The 16,967-nt window shown below is 73.0% G+C and carries 19 protein-coding genes; 9 read left to right on the top strand and 10 right to left on the bottom strand.

The features are described from left to right. Position 1: 1 nt before the first annotated feature. Positions 2-55 (bottom strand): chloramphenicol resistance leader peptide, encoded by a 54-nt coding sequence (locus IGS67_RS14510; protein ID WP_011113070.1) that lies wholly within the window; start codon positions 53-55, stop codon positions 2-4. 286 nt (positions 56-341) lie between these two features. Between IGS67_RS14510 and IGS67_RS08400 the strand changes: the two genes are divergently transcribed. Together IGS67_RS08400 and IGS67_RS08395 are read left to right on the top strand one after the other, a co-directional pair. Then, a complete protein-coding gene (locus IGS67_RS08400; RefSeq protein ID WP_102509863.1) occupies positions 342-644 on the top strand; it encodes a metal-sensitive transcriptional regulator in 303 nt (100 codons plus the stop codon). Positions 645-661: 17 nt separating this feature from the next. Beyond that, positions 662-3,214 carry a heavy metal translocating P-type ATPase gene (locus tag IGS67_RS08395; protein ID WP_235977985.1) on the top strand — a complete coding sequence of 851 codons (2,553 nt, stop codon included), beginning with the start codon at positions 662-664 and terminating at the stop codon, positions 3,212-3,214. A gap of 80 nt (positions 3,215-3,294) precedes the next feature. Here the strand turns inward: IGS67_RS08395 and IGS67_RS08390 are convergent, their stop codons facing one another. Genes IGS67_RS08390 through IGS67_RS08375 form a run of 4 tightly spaced genes read right to left on the bottom strand, consistent with a single transcriptional unit; the run spans position 3,295 to position 5,898 of the window. Continuing rightward, positions 3,295-4,062 (bottom strand): ABC transporter permease, encoded by a 768-nt coding sequence (locus IGS67_RS08390; protein WP_192279560.1) that lies wholly within the window; start codon positions 4,060-4,062, stop codon positions 3,295-3,297. Further along, entirely contained in the window at positions 4,059-4,958 is a 900-nt protein-coding gene (locus IGS67_RS08385; RefSeq protein ID WP_192279558.1) for an ABC transporter ATP-binding protein, read from the bottom strand. The genes IGS67_RS08390 and IGS67_RS08385 overlap by 4 nt, the downstream gene beginning before the upstream one ends. After that, the gene (locus IGS67_RS08380; RefSeq protein WP_192279556.1) at positions 4,955-5,260 is read right to left on the bottom strand and encodes a transcriptional regulator; all 306 of its coding nucleotides are present in this window, start codon (positions 5,258-5,260) and stop codon (positions 4,955-4,957) included. Before IGS67_RS08380 ends, IGS67_RS08385 begins: the two co-directional genes overlap by 4 nt. Beyond that, on the bottom strand, positions 5,257-5,898 hold the full coding sequence (locus tag IGS67_RS08375; protein ID WP_192279554.1) for a hypothetical protein: 642 nt from the start codon (positions 5,896-5,898) through the stop codon (positions 5,257-5,259). Before IGS67_RS08375 ends, IGS67_RS08380 begins: the two co-directional genes overlap by 4 nt. Before the next feature lie 91 nt (positions 5,899-5,989). Here IGS67_RS08375 and IGS67_RS08370 point away from each other — a divergent pair, with 91 nt between their 5' ends. Further along, positions 5,990-6,775, top strand: coding sequence for a CPBP family intramembrane glutamic endopeptidase (locus IGS67_RS08370; RefSeq protein WP_192279552.1), 786 nt, complete (start codon positions 5,990-5,992; stop codon positions 6,773-6,775). 110 nt (positions 6,776-6,885) lie between these two features. After that, on the top strand, positions 6,886-9,582 hold the full coding sequence (locus tag IGS67_RS08365; RefSeq protein ID WP_192279550.1) for a lysylphosphatidylglycerol synthase domain-containing protein: 2,697 nt from the start codon (positions 6,886-6,888) through the stop codon (positions 9,580-9,582). 100 nt (positions 9,583-9,682) lie between these two features. On the opposite strand, the gene rpmF is transcribed toward IGS67_RS08365, so the two are convergent. Together rpmF and IGS67_RS08355 are read right to left on the bottom strand one after the other, a co-directional pair. Beyond that, complete coding sequence (gene rpmF, locus IGS67_RS08360) at positions 9,683-9,853, bottom strand: 50S ribosomal protein L32 (protein WP_102509854.1); 171 nt, start codon at positions 9,851-9,853, stop codon at positions 9,683-9,685. 204 nt (positions 9,854-10,057) lie between these two features. Continuing rightward, the gene (locus tag IGS67_RS08355) at positions 10,058-10,339 is read right to left on the bottom strand and encodes an HU family DNA-binding protein (RefSeq protein ID WP_102509853.1); all 282 of its coding nucleotides are present in this window, start codon (positions 10,337-10,339) and stop codon (positions 10,058-10,060) included. Between the two features lie 347 nt (positions 10,340-10,686). On the opposite strand from IGS67_RS08355, the gene IGS67_RS08350 reads away from it, so the two are divergent. Further along, the gene (locus IGS67_RS08350) at positions 10,687-11,082 is read left to right on the top strand and encodes an ATP-binding protein (RefSeq protein WP_192279548.1); all 396 of its coding nucleotides are present in this window, start codon (positions 10,687-10,689) and stop codon (positions 11,080-11,082) included. Between the two features lie 33 nt (positions 11,083-11,115). On the opposite strand, the gene IGS67_RS08345 is transcribed toward IGS67_RS08350, so the two are convergent. After that, positions 11,116-12,258, bottom strand: a complete 1,143-nt coding sequence (locus IGS67_RS08345) for a MalY/PatB family protein (RefSeq protein ID WP_328742088.1) — start codon at positions 12,256-12,258, stop codon at positions 11,116-11,118. Between the two features lie 36 nt (positions 12,259-12,294). Between IGS67_RS08345 and IGS67_RS08340 the strand changes: the two genes are divergently transcribed. The 4 genes from IGS67_RS08340 (at position 12,295) to IGS67_RS08325 (ending at position 15,093) form a co-directional block, all read left to right on the top strand. Beyond that, positions 12,295-13,146: an HAD-IIB family hydrolase gene (locus tag IGS67_RS08340; protein ID WP_192279545.1), complete on the top strand. Its 852-nt coding sequence runs from the start codon at positions 12,295-12,297 to the stop codon at positions 13,144-13,146. Positions 13,147-13,198: 52 nt separating this feature from the next. Beyond that, on the top strand, positions 13,199-13,543 hold the full coding sequence (locus IGS67_RS08335; RefSeq protein ID WP_192279543.1) for a PadR family transcriptional regulator: 345 nt from the start codon (positions 13,199-13,201) through the stop codon (positions 13,541-13,543). Continuing rightward, positions 13,540-14,112, top strand: coding sequence for an HAAS signaling domain-containing protein (locus IGS67_RS08330; RefSeq protein WP_192279541.1), 573 nt, complete (start codon positions 13,540-13,542; stop codon positions 14,110-14,112). The genes IGS67_RS08335 and IGS67_RS08330 overlap by 4 nt, the downstream gene beginning before the upstream one ends. Before the next feature lie 297 nt (positions 14,113-14,409). After that, positions 14,410-15,093 (top strand): IMPACT family protein, encoded by a 684-nt coding sequence (locus IGS67_RS08325; protein ID WP_192279540.1) that lies wholly within the window; start codon positions 14,410-14,412, stop codon positions 15,091-15,093. 195 nt (positions 15,094-15,288) lie between these two features. On the opposite strand, the gene IGS67_RS08320 is transcribed toward IGS67_RS08325, so the two are convergent. Next, the gene (locus tag IGS67_RS08320; protein ID WP_192279539.1) at positions 15,289-16,608 is read right to left on the bottom strand and encodes a glycerate kinase; all 1,320 of its coding nucleotides are present in this window, start codon (positions 16,606-16,608) and stop codon (positions 15,289-15,291) included. Further along, on the bottom strand, positions 16,602-16,910 hold the full coding sequence (locus IGS67_RS08315; protein ID WP_102509846.1) for a hypothetical protein: 309 nt from the start codon (positions 16,908-16,910) through the stop codon (positions 16,602-16,604). Before IGS67_RS08315 ends, IGS67_RS08320 begins: the two co-directional genes overlap by 7 nt. Positions 16,911-16,967 lie beyond the last annotated feature (57 nt).

Below are 16,967 nucleotides of genomic sequence, written 5' to 3'. Positions count from 1 at the left end.
ATCAAGAAATGGTTCTTCTTGTCACCACGGCCAGCGCCCCGGGTACGCCAGACATACGCCCACACAGATCGTGGGCGTCGTAACTAGTGGTTCAAGGGGCTGGCGGTGTGACCGACAACCCCTGACCTGTCTGATTCGGGACTCGACATGCCCCAAACTCTAACATGCCTTCAATGGCAAGCGGTCTGGACAGATACTTCTTGAATCGGCACGGTGTCATTACGGGCGGGGGCCAGAACAACGTCCCTGGACATCACACCTAGGTTCGCGGCAACCATCTCCGGCGAACTGATACCCCCATGGGGTGTACGCGGGTACCCCTTGGGGGTATAGTCGACGGTATGGAGCACACGCACGGCACCACCACCCACGGCTACGTCCAGGACAAGGACGCCTACCTCAAGCGCCTCGCCCGCATCGAGGGCCAGGTCCGTGGCATCGCCCGCATGGTCGAGAACGACACCTACTGCATCGACATCCTCACCCAGGTCGCAGCCGTGACGAAGGCGCTCCACGCGGTGAGCGTCGGCCTCGTCGGCGACCACCTCGGCCACTGCGTCGTCGATGCCGCCAAGCAGTCCGACGAGGCCGGCGCCGCCAAGGTCGCCGAAGCCACGGACGCCATCGCTCGCCTGCTCCGCTGACACGAGGAGACACCACCATGAGCACCACCACCGGCCTCGGCATGCCCGCCGCCCCCGACCCCGTCGTCATCGACCTCGCCGTCGGCGGCATGACCTGCGCGTCGTGCGTCGCCCGCGTCGAGAAGAAGCTCGCCAAACTGCCCGGCGTCAGCGCAACCGTGAACCTCCCCCTCGAGTCCGCGCACGTCACCATCGAGCCCGTCGACGGCGAGGCCGTCGACGCTGCCGCGCTCGTCGCGGCGGTCGAGGCCGCCGGGTACACCGCGTCCGTCACCCGCACGACGGCGCCGCAGGCGCCCGCCACCGCTCCCCAGCCCGACGCTCCCCAGCCCGACGCCCCAGCGTCGCCCGACGCCCCAGCGTCGGCCGACGCCCACGGTGTCGCGCCCGCCCCGACCGGCACCGCCGACGACGCGCACGGCGACCACGACACCTCCGCCCCCACACCCGACCGCGGCACCGACCTCCTGCGCCGGCTCCGCGTCTCCGCCATCCTCGCGCTGCCCGTCGTCGTCCTCTCGATGATCCCCGCCACGCAGTTCGACGGCTGGCAGTGGCTCGTCACCGCACTCTCCCTGCCCGTCGTCACCTGGGGCGCCTGGCCGTTCCACACCGCCGCGTTCCGCGCCGGCCGCCACGGCTCGTCCACCATGGACACCCTCGTCTCCCTCGGCGTCATCGCCGCGACCGGCTGGTCCCTCTGGGCCCTCCTCCTCGGCGGCGCCGGCGAGATCGGCATGCGCATGGAGATGACCTTCCTACCACGCGCAGGCAACCACACCGGCATGCCCGAGCTCTACCTCGAGGTCGCCGTCGTCGTCACCGTCTTCCTCCTCGCAGGCCGCTACACCGAGCACCGCTCACGGCGACGCGCCGGCGACGCCCTCCGCACTCTCCTCGAGCTCGGCGCCACGACCGCGACCCTCCGCGTCACCGACGCCGACGGCACCGTCACCGAGCGCGAGATCCCCGCCGCGCAGCTCCAGGTCGGCGACGAGTTCGTCGTCCGCCCGGGCGGCAAGGTCGCCACCGACGGCGTCGTCGTCAGCGGAACCGCTGCGATCGACACGTCCCTCCTCACGGGCGAGCCCGTCCCCGTCGACGTCACCGCGGGCGACGCCGTCACGGGCGCCACCCTCAACACCGACGGCCACCTCGTCGTCCGCGCGACCCGCGTCGGCGAGGAGACGACCCTCGCCCAGATCGGCAGGCTCGTCGCCGAGGCGCAGACCGGCAAGGCACCCGTCCAGCGGCTCGCTGACCGCATCTCCGCCGTCTTCGTGCCCGTCGTCCTCGTCATCTCGCTGCTCACGCTCATCGCGTGGCTCGTCATCGGCGGGACCGACGCTGCCAACGTCCAGGCCGCCTTCACCGCCGCCGTCGCCGTCCTCATCATCGCGTGCCCCTGCGCCCTCGGGCTCGCCACCCCCACTGCCCTCCTCGTCGGCACCGGGCGCGCCGCCCAGCTCGGCATCGTCATCAAGGGCCCCGAGACCCTCGAGTCGACGCGCCGCATCGACACCGTCGTCCTCGACAAGACCGGAACCGTCACCGCAGGCGCCATGGCCGTCGACCACGTCGTCGCCCTCGACGACACCGTGCCCGTGCGCGAGATCCTCGCGTACGCCGCCGCCGTCGAGGCAGGCTCCGAGCATCCCGTCGCCAAGGCGATCGTCCGGGCCGCAACGCCGTCCGTCGACGACGAGCCCGTCGCCGCAGGCGCCACGCCGGGCGCCGTCGGCGCTGCGCCGAAGGTCGGCGCCGACGGCGTCGTCGTCGGGTCCCTCCAGACGCTCGACTTCACGACGACCGCGGGCGGCGGTGTGACCGGCACCGTGCGCACCGCGCACTCGGGGCCGCACCTCTCGCGCCGCGTCCTCGTCGGCAAGCCCGGGTGGGTCGCGGAGCAGACAGGTGCCGCCGACGCCCGCGCGGCCACTGCTGTGCGCGACGCCGAGGAGTCCGGCGCCACCGCGGTCGTCGTCGCGTGGGACGGTTCCGCCCGCGGCGTCGTCGTCCTCCGCGACCCCGTGAAGCCCACCTCGCGCGAGGCGATCGCCGAGCTCCGCGACCTCGGGCTGCGGCCCTACCTCGTCACGGGCGACAACGCGGGCGCGGCCCGCGAGGTCGCGGCTGCGGTCGGCATCGATCCCGCCGACGTCGTCGCGGGCGTCCTGCCTGACGGCAAGGTCGACGTCGTCAAGCGACTCCAGGCCGAGGGGCGGGTCGTCGCGGTCGTCGGCGACGGCGTCAACGACGCCGCGGCGCTCGCCCAGGCTGGCACGCAGGGTCTCGGCATGGCGATGGGCACGGGCACGGACGCGGCGATCCAGGCGTCCGACGTCACGCTCGTGCGCGGTGACCTGCGTGCGGCCGCGGCGGCCGTGCGGATCTCGCGCCGGACGCTCGCGATCATCAAGCAGAACCTCTTCTGGGCGTTCGCGTACAACGTCGCGGCGATCCCGCTCGCGGCGCTCGGCCTGCTCAACCCGATGATCGCGGGAGCGGCGATGGCGGCGAGCTCTGTCATCGTCGTGACGAACAGCCTCCGCCTCCGCACGGCGTCCTAGACCCCTTCCCCGCCGCGTCAGTTCGGGCCCGTGCACACGATCTGTGTGCACGGGCCCGAACTGTTGCTCCCGGAGCAGGCTCAGCGGAAGCGGCGGCCCTCGTCGCGGCGGTACGCCCAGATCGCGAGGACGCCGAACGCCACCGTCCAGCCGAGCAGCACGAGCCACGACGAGCCGTGCGCTGCCTCGACGCCGAGCGCGTCGACGAGCAGGTCCCGGCCCGCACGCGTCGGCGTCGCAAGCGACACCGTGTCCATCCACGCCGGGAAGAGCTGCGGCGGCATGAAGAGCCCACCCGCGAACGCGAGCGGGAAGAGGATCACCTGGACGATCGCGATCGCCGCCTTCGCGGTGAGCGCGTACCCGAGCCCGATGCCGAGGAGGATGAACGGCACGGCACCGACGAGCAGCATCCCGACGCCCGCGAGCAGCTGCGGCGCAGGCACGCCCGCCTCCGTGAAGAACGCCGCGACGAGCAGCAGCGGCACCATGCCGAACAGTGCCATGACGAGCCCGACGAGGATCCGCCCGACGAACCGCGGCACGGGTCCCGCCGGCAGGGAGCGCACGAACGGGTCGAAGGGTGACTCGCGGTCCTCGGCGACGCCAAGCCCGTGCGTGAACATGCTCGCTGAGCACACGGAGAAGAACGCGAGGCTCGCGACGGCCGTCGTCGCCCACAGCCTGTTGCCGGCGACGTCCGCCTGCGGCACGACGAAGAAGAAGAGAGCGAGGGCGGGGAAGACGGTGTTGCCGATGACGGCCGCAGGGATGCGGATCGTCTCGAGCAGCTGGAACTTCGTGTGGACGGCGACGAGGCGGAGCGCCCCGGGGGTGGTGGCGGTCATCGTCGGGTTCCTTCCGGGGTGGTGGCTGGGGCTGCGACGACGTGCGCGAACGCTTCCTCGAGGGTCGCGCCGCGGACCTCGAGGCCGTGGAAGCGCAGGCCGGAGCGGACGAGCGTGCGCACGTAGGCGTCGGCGTCGCGCGTGAGGACCGTGCGGCGGTCGCCGTCGCGCTCGGCGCTCACGACGCCGTCGAGCTCGTCGACGTCGTCGTCCGACGTCATCGTGACGCGTTGGACGTCGACGCGCGCGAGGATCCCCGCGAGGGAGTCGTCGCCGACGACGACGCCGCGGTCGATGACGACGACGCGCTCGGCGAGGGCCTGCACCTCCTCGAGGTAGTGGCTCGTGAGCAGCACGGTCCCGCCGGAGCGGTGGTAGCCCCGGACGGCGTCCCACAGTGCGTGGCGGGCGTCGACGTCGAGGCCGGTCGTGGGCTCGTCGAGGAGGAGGACGCGGGGGCGGCCGACGAGCGCGAGAGCGACGGCGAGGCGGCGCTTCTGCCCGCCGGACAGCGAGCCGGTCTGGCGTCGGGCGAGGTCGGCGAGGTCGAAGTCGGCGAGCAGCGAGGCCGTCGGGACGGGGTCGGCGAAGTGGGCGCCGACGAAGTCGACGACCTCACCGACGCGCAGCGTCGGCGGCAGCCCGGTCTCCTGCGGGGTGAGGCCGAGGCCCTGGCGGGCGACGGGGTCGCGCGGGTCGCGGCCCTCGAGGAGGACGGTCCCGGCGTCGGGGCGTCGCCGTCCGGAGACGAGGGAGAGCAGGGTGGACTTGCCGGCCCCGTTGGGGCCGAGCACGCCGACGAGCTGGCCCGCGGGGACCTCGAGGGAGACGTCGTCGAGCGCGACGACGGGTCCGAAGCGTCGGGTGACGCCGGTGACGGTGACTGCGCTGGTCATGGGGTGGCTCCTCGGACGATCTGGCGGAGGGTCTCGGTGTAGATCTCGAAGGCGCGCCGCCCGGCGGGGGTGAGCGCGAGGTAGGTGACGGGCTTGCGACCCTCGTGGGTCTTGGTGACGGCGACGTACTCGGCGTCCTCGAGCTTGCGGAGGTGGGTGGAGAGGTTGCCGCCGGTCATGTCGAGGAGTTTCTGCAGGCGGGGGAAGGTCATCTCGTCGCCGGGGCCGAGCGTCGCGAGGGTTGCGACGACGCGGAGCCGGGCGGGTGCGTGGATGACGGGGTCGAGCTCGCCGACGCTCATGCCTGCGCCCGACGGCGACGTGCGAGCGCGAAGGTGACGAGCGCGGCGAGCAGCATGCCTCCGCCGCCCGCTGCGGCCATGACGGTGTAGACGCCGGGGACGCCCGCGAGGGTCGCGGCGCCGCCGACGAGGACGATCCAGGCGCCGAGCAGGTACATGGTGAGCTCCTGCCAGACGGCGCCTCCGGCGAGGTAGAGCATGCCGACGACGAGCGCGGAGAGGGCGTTCCAGCCGAGGGCGACGACGGTGTCGTTGGCGCCTGCCTGCGTGAGGCCGGCCATGACGAGGTTGACAGCGGCGAACGCGATGAACCAGGACCAGCCGAACATCGCTCCGGCGCGGGCCGAGGGGCCGCGGACGCCGCCCGAGCGGCGGGCGATGTGGATCCCGGTCGCGACGCCGGCGCCGACGAGCAGCACGGCGAAGGCCGTGCCGGCGACGGCCCCGGGCGGGCCGTCGTGGGTGCGGCTGCCCCAGCCCATGACGGTGTAGCCGACGACCCAGGCGAGGCCCCACACGGCGAAGAGGTAGGTGGGCGAGGGCTCGGCGCGTTGCACGACGGTCGCGCGCTGGGCGTCGATGAGTGCGAGCGAGGCGGCGGCGTCGAGCGTCGCGTCGTCCTGGGTGTCGTCGGTCATGGCCCCTCCTGAGGTTTGCAGTGCAAACTACTCTGCACTGCATCCGACGGGCGCGCAACCCCTCCCCAGCCACCACTGCTATAACGGGGCGATGAGCACTGACGTCGATCGCAGCACCCGCCTCCGCCTCGGCGTCGAGATCTGGATCGTCCTCGGCCTCTCCCTCGGTCGCTCCGCCGTCTACGCGATCGCCAACATCCTCGAACGCCTCAGCGCCGACACCGCACTCAGGGACCAGGCCGCGTCGATCAACACGTCTCTCGCGGAACGCCCCTGGGTCGACCTCGGCTACCAGCTCCTCAGCATCGGTTTCACCCTCGTCCCCGTCGCCCTCGCGCTCTACCTTCTGTCCGAACCGGGCCGCTCCGTCCTCAAGCAGATCGGCCTCGACCGCGCCCGCCCCCTGCGTGACCTCGGCTGGGGCATCGCCCTCGCCGCCGCGATCGGCCTGCCCGGCCTCGGCTTCTACGCGCTCGGCCGCGCCATCGGCATCACCGTCCAGGTGCAGCCCGCGGGCCTCGACGCCTACTGGTGGACCGTCCCCGTCCTCATCCTCCACGCGCTCAAGAACGCGCTCCTCGAGGAAGTCATCGTCGTCGCCTACCTCATGACACGGCTCGAGCAGATGCGCTGGTCCGTCCCCGCGATCATCGTCGCGTCATCCGTCCTGCGGGGGAGCTACCACCTCTACCAGGGCATCGGCCCGTTCTTCGGCAACGTCGTCATGGGCGTCGTCTTCTGCCTCTTCTACCTCTCCCGCTGGGGACGCCGGCGCACCATGCCGCTCGTCGTCGCGCACACGGTCCTCGACATCGTGTCGTTCGTCGGCTGGGCGCTCCTACCCGCGAGCCTCCTCGCAGCCCTCGGCGTCATGTGAGGCTCACGGCTCCACCTTCAGGCTCGACCTCGTACGCCCCAGGGATGATCCTCGGCCCCACACCCGACAAAACCCTCGGGACGGCCGGGCCGCGGCCCTAGACTCGGGCCATGCCCAGCAGCCCGAGCACTCCCGACGCGCCCACGCACGTCGACGCGCCCGACGCTGGGCCCACCCCGGACGCGTCACCCGACGCCCCGCACCCCAGCCGCACCCACGAGGTCGGCACGTACGTCCGCGGCCCCCGCCTCGCCCGACCCCGGCTCCCCGACCCCGGCGAGCCAGGCCACGTCCGCCTCGTCGACGCCCCGTCGAACCGCGTCCGACGCCCCAAGGACGCCCTCGGCATCGTCCTCGCGCTCCTCGGCATCGCCCTCGTCATCCTCCTGACGATCTTCGCCCACGCGACGACCGTCGGCGTCCAGCAGGACGTCCAGGGATTCTCCCGCCTCCTCGCGCAGATCCTCACGCTGCCCGTCGTCCTCCTTGAGGGCATCGTCACGCTCGGCGCGCCCCTCATGGTGCTCGGCGAGCTCCTGTGGCGGCGCAACCTCCGGCAGGTCGTCGAGTCGTTGCTCGCCGCAGGCCTCGGCCTGCTCCTCGCGCTCCTCACGTACGCCGCCGTGACGACGTTCGGCGCCGTCTCGCTCATCGCGGGCCTCACCATCAGCGTCGGCGGGCAGCCGACGCTCTCGCTGCCCGCGTACGTCGCCGCGATCGTCGGCCTGCTCGTCGGCGCGGGACCCCGCACCCGACGGCGCTCCGTCGCGTGGTCGTGGAACCTCCTGTGGTTCACGCTCGCGATCTACCTCATCACCGGCCAGGTGTCGCTCGCGGGCGTCCTCCTCATGCTGCTCGTCGGCCGCGTCGCAGGCCTCACCGTCCGCTACGTCTCGGGCGTGAGGTCGGAGCGCGCGCACGGCCCGACGCTCGTCGACGGCGTGCGCCGCGCAGGGTTCGAGCCGACGGCGCTCGTCCGAGTCCGTGACCTCTCCGACCGGCCGCACGACGTCGTCCAGGACATCGCGCCCGAAGGCACCGCCCCGCTGCGCCGCTCAGGACCCTGGTGGTCCGGCAGCGCGCTCGGCACGCCCGAGCCCTCGCCGTTCGACGAGGCGACGCTCGCCCTCATGCGATCCTCCGACCACCGCATCTACTCGATGACGACCGCCGAGCGCGACCGCCTCGACGTCGTCGTGCTCGACGGCGAGCGGCAGGTCGTCGGCATGCTCGCCCGCACGTGGCGGTCGTTGCGCATGCGCGGCATCGAGGGCCGCTCCGCGATCTCGCTGCGGCAGATCGCCGAGCGCGCCGCGCTCCTGCAGTACTCCGCGCAGGCCGCGGGGGTGCGGACGCCCGAGCTCCTCGGCGTGTCCGCGGCCGACGACTCGATGATCCTCGTTCAGGAGCACGTCGACGGTTCGCTCCCGCTGCGGGACGTGCCCGAGCTCGTCCTCGACGACGCGACGCTCGCCGAGTGTTGGCGACAGCTCCTGCGCGCCCACGACGCCGGTCTCGCGCACCGCTCCCTCACCGCCGACGTCGTGCTCGTCGGCCACGACCCCGACGGGCAGCCTGAGGTGTGGCTCACCGGTTGGGAGAACGGCGACATCGCGAGCACCGAGCTGGCCCGCCGCGTCGACCTCACGCAGATGCTCGCGCTGCTCGCGCTGCGGGTCGGCCCCGAGCGCGCGCTCGCCTCCGTCACGGGCCTCGTGCCTGACGACGAGATCGAGGCGCTCGGCCCCCTCCTCCAGACGATCGCCCTGCCCACGGCGACGCGCGAGGAGATCCGCCGGTCCAAGAGCGACGTCCTCGACCGGCTGCGCGACGAGATCGTCGCCCGCCTCCCCGAGGCCAACGTCGAGCCGCTGCGCCTCGTGCGCTTCGGAGCGCGCTCCGTCGTCACCGCTGTCCTCGCGATCGTCGCCGTCTCCGTGCTCGTCACGAAGATCAAGTTCGACCAGATCGCCGACGCGGTCTCGCAGGCCAACCCGTGGTGGGCGGTCGCCGCGTTCGCGATCGGCTGCCTCACCTGGCTCGGCGCGGCCCTCGCCCTCATGGCGTTCTCCCCCGCGCGCCTCTCCCTGTGGAAGACGACGCTCACGCAGGTCGCCGCGTCCTACGTGTCGGTCGCGGCACCCGCTGGCATCGGCCCCGCCGCGCTCAACCTCCGCCTGCTCACGCGCGCCGGGACGTCGGGGACCCTCGCGGCCGCGTCTGTCGGGCTCGTTCAGGTCGCGCAGATCGTCGTCACCGTCGTCATTCTCGTCATCCTTGCGGCCGCGACCGGGGACGGTGGCCTGCTGCGCCAGCTGCCGTCCGCGACCGTGCTCGTCGCCCTCGGCATCGTCGCGGCGCTCGTCGCGAGCATGTTCCTCGTGCCGGGCGTGCGGCGCTGGGTGGGCACGAAGATCGAGCCGCTCGTCACGCAGACGTGGCCGCGCCTCTCGACGATTCTCTCGTCTCCGCGGCGCATCATGATCGGGCTCGCGGGCAACGCGCTCATGTCACTCGGGTACATCTTCGCTTTCGCGGCGTCCCTCAAGGCGTTCGGGCTCGACGTCGCGATCATCGACTCCGCGGTCATCTACCTCCTCGGCAACACCGCGGGGGCGGCGGTGCCCGTGCCGGGCGGTATCGGCGCCGTCGAGGGCGCGCTGACGCTCGGTCTGCAGCTCACGGCAGGGGTCCTGCCGGCCGTCGGCGCGACGGCCGTCATGCTCTTCCGTGTCATGACGTTCTGGCTGCGCATCCCCATCGGTGCGGTCGCGATGCGTATCCTCCAGCGCTCGGGCGACCTCTAGCCCCGCCGTTCGACGGTCCCGCACGGCGCGAGCATGCAGAAGCCCCCCACCGCTCAGCGGTGGGGGGCTTCCGGGTGTTTCACGTCGTGAGACGAGGGTTTCAGCCCTCGACGCTCACGAGACCGCGCTGCGCGCCCTTGACGAGGCGGCGCGGGATGCGGACGGTCTGACCGTCGACGCGAACCTCGACGAGCTCGGTCGCGGTGGCCTTCCACTGCGAACGGCGGGCACGGGTGTTGGAGCGGGACATCTTCCGCTTCGGAACTGCCATGATCGTCCTTTGGATCGGAGTGAAACCTGGCTCCGTCAAGACGAGCCAAGGCCCGGGGAGCGGTCATATTTCGCCTCATGCTACGGCCGCGTCGGAACGACGGTCAAATCTCGGGCGGTACCACGGGCGCACGTCACACCCGAGGAACGACACGACCCCGCCCCTGCGAACAGGGACGGGGTCGTGCGAGAGTGCGGCGCTGCGTCAGCCCTGGACGGCCTTCTTGAGCAGCGAACCGGCGGAGAGCTTGACTCCGTAGCCGGCGGGGATCGAGATCTCCTCGCCCGTGCGCGGGTTGCGGCCCGTACGCGCGGCGCGCTCGACACGCTCGACGGAGAGGAGGCCCGTGAGCTTCACAGCCTCGCCCTTGCCGAGGGACTCGATGAGAACCTCCTGGAGAGCGGCGACAGCGCGGTCGGCGTCGGCCTTCGTGAGGTCAGCCTTGGCGGCGATGGCCGAGACGAGGTCGGAACGGTTGAGCGACATACATATCCCTTCATCGGGTCACGGCCCGGCGACGAGGCGTCGGGACGTCAGACTTCAGAGTCCTGCCGGATGGCGGGACCGTGGACAATCGTCGGGAATCTTGCCATGCCCCTCGCGAGGCGCATCAGCATCGTTCCGCGTGTCACCGTACATCGTCCCGGGGGAGTCGGCGCACGCGCGACGCGCCCAGGACCGCAGGATGTCGCCGACGAAGTGCTCCATCACCCACGGTTCCGGTTGCGCGCGCCCGCACGGGGCACGACGCTTGAGAGCGTTGACGGTCGTTCTGCGGAGCGGCCGGACGCGCACAGGCAACCCGGTCGAGAGCGGAAGAGGTGCATCCGTCCATGAAGCACGCACTGGCGATCCCGCCCGAGTTCGGCGCGGTCGCCCCCGCGCGCAGATGGGCGGCCGGCCACCTGCGCTCCGCCGGTGTGGACGGTCACCTGCTCGACGTCCTCGTGCTGCTCGTCAGCGAGGTCGTGACGAACGCTGTCGCTCACGCGTCTCCCCCGGTCCACCTGCGGCTCGAGATCACGGACGCCGTGGCGCGCGTCGAGGTGTCGGACCGCGCGCGCGAGGTTCCGGTCATCCGCCGCCCCGCGCCCACGCAGGGCGGCGGTCGCGGTGTGGGCCTCGTCGACATGCTCTCGACGCGCTGGGGTGTCATCGAGTCGGCGGACGAGGACGCGCCGAAGACGGTGTGGTTCGAGGTCGCTCTCGAGGACGTTCGGCCGGACTGACCCGTCGGGCAGGCTGACGGCGTACCGGACCCGCTACGCGAGCGCCGCCGCGATGCGGCGGACGGCCTCCGTGAGGATCTCAGGGTGAGTCGCGAAGTTCACCCGCGCGTGCCCCTCGCCGCCGGGACCGAAGTCGGTCCCGCGCGACAGCGCGACACGGCCGCGCTCGAGGATCAGCGCGGCCGGATCGTCGCCCGCGCCATAGGCGGAGAGGTCCACCCACGCGAGGTAGGTCGACTCGGGGACCTGCATGCGCGCGAGCGGCAGGTGCTCGGCGACGAGGTCGACGAGGAGGTCGCGCGAGCGCGTCAGCGCCGGCAGGAGCTCGTCGAGCCACGGGCCGCCGTCCCGGAACGCTGCGGTCTGCGCGACGAGGCTCACGTGCCCGACGCCGTTGAAGAGGGTCACGGGGAAGGCGTCGACGATCGCGCGCGCCTCGGGCCCTGCGACGACGATGGCCGCCTTGAAGCCCGCGAGGTTCCACGTCTTGGCGGCGGAGAGCACCGAGACGCCGCGCGGGTCGACCTCGACGTACGGGACGAACGTCGCGCCCGGGTGGACGAGCGGCGCGTGCGCCTCGTCGGAGATGACGACGACGCCGTGGCGGGCGGCCGCCGCGGCGAGCGCCTCGAGCTCGGCACGCGTGTGGACGACGCCCGTCGGGTTGTGCGGGTTCGAGAGGAGGACGGACGCGCGCCGCCCACCGGCGACGGCCGCGGCGAACGCCTCCTCGAGGGCGGGCACGTCGAGACGGCCGCCGGCCGTGAGCGCGACGGGCTCGACGACGCGACCGATGAGTCGCGGGTTGCGGAAGAACGGCCCGTAGACGGGCGACGGGACGATGACGGTGTCCCCCGGGGGCGTCGTCGCCTCGATGACGGCACCGAGTCCCGCGAGGATGTCCGGCACGACGCGCGCGAGCGTCGCGTCGACCTGCCAGCCCCAGCGGTCGGCGGCGAACGCGCTGAACGCCGCGACGTACTCGTCGGGCGACGCCGGATAGCCGGTGTCGCCCGCGGCGACGAGGTCGCTCACGGCGCGCACAACAGGCTCGGCGACAGGCACGTCCATCTCCGCGACCCACAGGGGCAGGACATCGGGCTCGTACGCCCGCCACTTGACGCCCGTCCGCGTACGGAGCTGGGCCAGGTCGAGGATGCTGAGGAGGTCCGTCACGCCCACGACGGTACCTGCTGGGCGATGATGGACCCTGTGACCTCAGGTATCCGTCTCATCGCCTCCGACGTCGACGGCACACTCCTCACGCCCGACCACCGCATCACGCCCGCTGTGCGTACGGCGGTGCGGCGCGCGACGGACGCGGGCGTCACGGTCGTCCTCGCCTCCGCCCGCGGGCCTGAGGCCTTCCGGCACATCGTCGCCGAGCTCGGGCTGCCGCCGTTCGCGGAGTCCCCGTCGGACGACCCGCTCGCGGGTGCTTTCGTCTCGTTCCAGGGGGCCGTCGTCGGACACTTCCTCGCAGACGGCTCGCTCGACGTGCTCCACGAGACTCGGCTCGACCTCGAGGCCGCACGGGAGATCGTGCGGACGGTCGTCGCGGCGGGGCACGTCGCGAACTGGTACGACGGTGCGGCCTGGCTGCCGTCGCGGTGGGACGAGCTCGGGGAGCTCGAGGCGCGTGCGACGGCCGTCGAGCCGGCGGGGTTCATCGGCGACGCGCAGCTCGTCGACGCGGGTGCGCGGGCGCCGCACAAGCTCATGGTGCCGCCGTGCGCGTGGGACCCGGAGCTCGTGCCGCGGATCGCGGCGAACCTGCCGGAGGGGTGCGAGGGCTTCCTCTCGGGGGAGCACTACCTGGAGATCGTCGCGTCGGGCGTCGACAAGTCGAGCGGACTCGTGCAGCTCGCCGCGGACCTCGGCGTCGGGCCGGCGGCGATGGCGGCGGTCGGGGACGGGCCGAACGACCTGGGGATGTTCGCGCACGTCGGGACTGCGGTGGCGATGGCGAACGCCTCGGACGCGGTCAAGGCGGCGGCGGCGTGGGTGACCGCGTCGAACCGTGAGGACGGCCTCGCGCTCGCGATCGACCGCCTCCTGGGCTGAGCCGCGCGCAGGGCCTTGCGGGGTCTTGTCACGTCCTACTATCGTGTGTCGCATGGTACCCGGCGACGACGCGATCCTGGCACACCTCAGACGCGGCAGCGTCGAGCACTGCGTGCTCGCCCTCCTGCGCGACGGCGAGGCCTACGGCCTCGACATCGCCGCGCGCCTCGGCCACGACGGCGTGCTCCTCACCAGCGAAGGCACCCTCTACCCGCTGCTCTCCCGCCTCCGGAAACAGGACCTCGTCACGACGAGCTGGCGCGAGTCCCCCGCCGGCCCTCCCCGTCGCTACTACGCGCTCACCCCCGCAGGGCACGACGCCCTCGACCGCTTCACGACCGTCTGGGCCCGCTTCCGCGACGCCGTCGACTCCACCCTCACCGGGAGCCCCTCATGAACGACACCTCCAACCTCGTCGACCGCTACCTCGACGACCTCGCCCGCATGCTCACCGCTCTCCCGCCCGCCGAGCGTGCCGACGCCCTCGGTTCCGTTCGCGAGCACGTCGACGACGCCCTCGCCGACCTCGGCCGCCCCCCGACCACCGACGACGTCACCGCGATCCTCACGCGCCTCGGCACGCCCGCCGACGTCGCCTCCGCCTTGCTCGAGGACACCCCAGGCAGCGCCGCCTACGCCCCAGCGCCTGTGACGCCGCCCGTCGCACCCGCGCCCCTCCCCGGCGACGGCGACGCCGCCCTCGCCCTCGGCCTCGCGATCTTCGCCGTCGTCGTCCCGTTCATCGGGCTTCCCGCCGCCATCGCCGCGATCGTCCTCGCCCGCCGCGCCAGACGCGCTGGCACACGCCGCGACGGCATCCGCGTCGCCGGCCTCGTGCTCGGACTCGTCGCGCTCGTCGGCCAGCTCCTCATCATCGCGGGTCTCGTCGGCACCCTCACGCTGCGCACAGAGGTCGGCTCCGCGGAAGGGCCGACCCCGGTCGCGAACGTCGTCGGCGTCCCCTGACTCACCTCCGCGAAGGACGGAACTTCCGTCCCGCACGTCCGACGACGACAACTTCTCCACGTCGATCTCAGCATCCACACAGGTCGGTAGGGTGTTCTATTGTGAGACATCGACGACAGAGCGTTAGTGTCGTGTCCTCGGGGGCCCCCTGAACCCCCGAGCGCCTGTTCCCTGACAGGCGCCGGCCGGGCATCGCCCGGCCCCCGCGCCCCGGGCCCCCTGAACCCGGGAGCGCGGCCGGGGCGTCGCCGTTCCCTGTCGGCGACGCCCCGGACCCCGGCCGGCCGGGCTGGGAGGATGGACGACGTGAGCAGCCCCGACGAGCCCGCCAGGCACGCCGCCGCGCTGCCGTCGACCGTCGCCGGCACGACGCTCGACGAGCTCGTCATCAAGAAGTCGCGGTTCCTCACACGCATCGTCCACGTCACGACCGTCGAGGACGCCGACGCCGTCGTCGCCGCGGCCCGCAAGGAGTTCTGGGACGCCCGCCACCACTGCGTCGCGATGGTTCTCGGCACGCACGCCGACCAGCAGCGGTCGACCGACGACGGCGAGCCGTCCGGCACCGCGGGTGTCCCCATGCTCGAGGTGCTGCGGCACCGCGGGCTCACGGACGTCGTCGCCGTCGTCACCCGCTACTTCGGTGGCGTCCTGCTCGGGGCGGGCGGGCTCGTCCGCGCCTACTCGGGTGCGGTCGCGCAGGCGGTCGACCTCGCGCCGCTCGTGCGCAGGTCCGTGCTCGTCGAGCTCCTCGTCACCGTGCCGTTCGCCGACGCTGGCCGCGTCGAGCACGTCCTGCGGACCTGGGTCGCCGCGCACGACAGCGTGCTCGACGACGTGTCCTACGGCGCCGACGCGTCGTTCACGGTGCTCGTGCCGCCGCATCTGCGCGCGACCTTCGACGCCGACCTCGCCGCAGCGACCGCTGGCAGCATCGAGGCGATCGAGCTCGGCACCCGCATCGCCAGCATCCCGGCCTAACCCCCGGGCCCCCTCCCCTCCCCCCCCGCCCCGCCCCCCGCTGGGGAATCCGCGCGGATGGTCACTGGGAGCAGCCATCTGCGCGGAAACGTGGAGGTGCTGCGGGGTCACGTGCCGCACTGCCCCACGCTCCCCCCGCTGGGGAATCCGCGTGGATGGTCACTGGGAGCAGCCATCTGCGCGGATTCTTGGGGCTCAGGTGCGGGCGGCCAGGGCGGCCGCGGCCGCCTCAAGCCAGCGGGCGGGGTCAGCGAGGGAGGCCTCGGGCGAGCCCGCCAGGCGGGTGAGCTCGACGACCTCGGGGGCGACGGGCGCACCGGGTGCGCGGTCGTGGGGGGTGCCGACGTCGGGAGTGCCGACGCCGAGCGTGCGGACGTCGGGCGTCAGAGCGTCGTGAGCGTCGTGAGCGAGAGCGTCCGCCGCGCCCGCCTCCGCCGAGCCGACGACGAGCGCGACGCGCACGCTCGCGCGGGCCGCACGCCGCGCCACCTCGGCCGGGGCCTTGCCCGCCGCCGACTGCGCGTCGAGCCTCCCCTCCCCCGTGACGACGAGGTCCGCACCCTCAAGCATCGCGTCGAGCCCGACGACGTCGGCGACCGCCGACGCCCCCGGGACGAGCCGCGCACCCCATGCGAGCAGGCCGAACGCCGTCCCGCCCGCCGCCCCTGCGCCTGCGAGCGCCGGGTCGACGACGGTCAGGGCGCTGCGCCCCGTCTCCCCCGCCCGACCCTCGGACGAGGCGAGCACGACGCCGGGCGCCGCTGCCGCCGTTCCACGTGGAACATCGACGTCACGGGCGGCGGCACGCCCCAGCGCGTCGGCCCACCGCGCGAGCGCAGCGTCGAGCAGGACGACGTCGTCGGGCGTCGCGCCCTTCTGGGGGCCGAAGACCGCCGCCGCACCCGTCCGGCCAAGGAGCGGGTTGGTGACGTCGCACAGCACGTCGACCCCACCTGGCGGAAGAGCCGGCAGCGCGGAGAGGTCGACCGAGACGACGCGCGCGAGCCCCCGGCCACCGTCGGGCACCGCTGCCCCGTCACCGTCGGTGACCCGTGCCCCGAGCGCACGCAGCAACCCCGCACCCCCGTCAGTCGACGCACTTCCCCCGAGCGCGACGACGAGGCGCCGGGGCGCCGTCGCGAGCGCCGCCCGCGCGACCTCCCCCACGCCGCGCGTGTGCGCGTCGAGAGGCGCCGGAGCCTCGAGGAGCGTGAGACCGCTCGCGCACGCAAGCTCGACGACCGCCGTGCCGTCCGGCAGGGCGAGCCACGACGCGTTGGCCGGGCGACCGTCCGGCCCCGTCACCGTCAGCAGGTGCCGAACCGCGCCCGGCACCGCCCGTTCGAACGCGTCGAGTGTGCCCTCGCCACCGTCAGCGAGCGGCGCCTCGACGACGTCGTCGTCCAGGCGCGCCGAGCGCCAGCCACGCGCGAGCGCCGCCGCGACCTCGGCCGCCGTGAGCGAGCCCTTGAACGAGTCGGGGGCGAGGACGACGCGCACGGCGCCGCTCACCATACGTCCGGGCGCCGCACCACCTGGTGAAACCGCGAGCCCCACCGCCGCAGCACGTCGACGCCCAGCACCTGCGCGACAAGGTTTGTGCGCGCCCGCGTGAGCTCGGCGACGCGGAACGCCTCGTCGTCGTCGTCCGCCGTGAAGCGCACGGTCACCCGCGGCAGCCCCCGCACGATCCCGACGTCCCACGCCTCGACATCCGTGAGCTCACGCGCGCCGTCGACCGCCGCCGGCAGCACGTCCTCCGGGACGCGGCCGACGCGCATGTCACCGATCGGCAGGACGACGCGATACGTGGGCACGGCCCCAGCCTAGGCGCGCCCCCGGACAGCCCGACGGAACGCCACCTCGGCGTCGTA

Source organism: Flavimobilis rhizosphaerae (assembly GCF_014852685.1).
Lineage (GTDB): Bacteria > Actinomycetota > Actinomycetes > Actinomycetales > Cellulomonadaceae > Flavimobilis > Flavimobilis rhizosphaerae.
Note: the sequence above shows the minus strand (reverse complement) of the source record. Positions and strands in the feature narration are given on the sequence as shown.